The sequence below is a fragment of the Halomonas flagellata genome (assembly GCF_022487945.1).
Lineage (GTDB): Bacteria > Pseudomonadota > Gammaproteobacteria > Pseudomonadales > Halomonadaceae > Halomonas > Halomonas flagellata.
In genome coordinates, this window is the sequence record NZ_JAKVPY010000150.1 from 1 (window position 1) to 522 (window position 522).

At 46.9% G+C, this 522-nt stretch carries 1 protein-coding gene; it reads right to left on the bottom strand.

All coding sequences use genetic code 11. The features are described from left to right. Positions 1 to 522, bottom strand: a 522-nt coding sequence (locus tag MKP05_RS22090; protein WP_240570179.1) for a TonB-dependent receptor plug domain-containing protein, incomplete at both ends; no start/stop codon positions are given.

The following is a 522-nucleotide window of genomic DNA, read 5'->3' on the forward strand; positions in this document are numbered from 1 at the left end:
CTTTGGTTTTGAAGAGGGAAAAATAAGGGCCTAAATTGATATAGGAAGCGTTGATGCTCAACGAATTTTCTCCCCACATTTGCGTATTTCCAACTCCTCCGCCAAGGGTCATAATGCTGATATCGGTTTTTTCCTGATCGGGCTGGTCTACGGAATTCAGTAAGAGCACGCTTGACAAGGCTTGCCCATATTCGGCAGAATACCCTCCGGTGGAGAATGTAATTCCTTTGAATAAAAACGGAGAATACCGCCCTCTGGTGGGAACATTGTTTGGTGTAGGTGTAAAGGGCGTAAACACCCGGATACCATCGATAAAAATCTGGGTTTCCTCTGCTTCGCCTCCTCTTACAAAAAGACGCCCATCTTCGGCAACTGTACTGGTACCGGGTAGCGTTTGAAGGGCACCGACAAAATCGCCTAGTGCACTTGCAGTGGTAACAACATCGAGTGGTTTTAAGACCGATACTTTGCTGTTATCCCCGGCTTCAAAAGTTCCCGCACTCAACACAACACCTGTAAGCT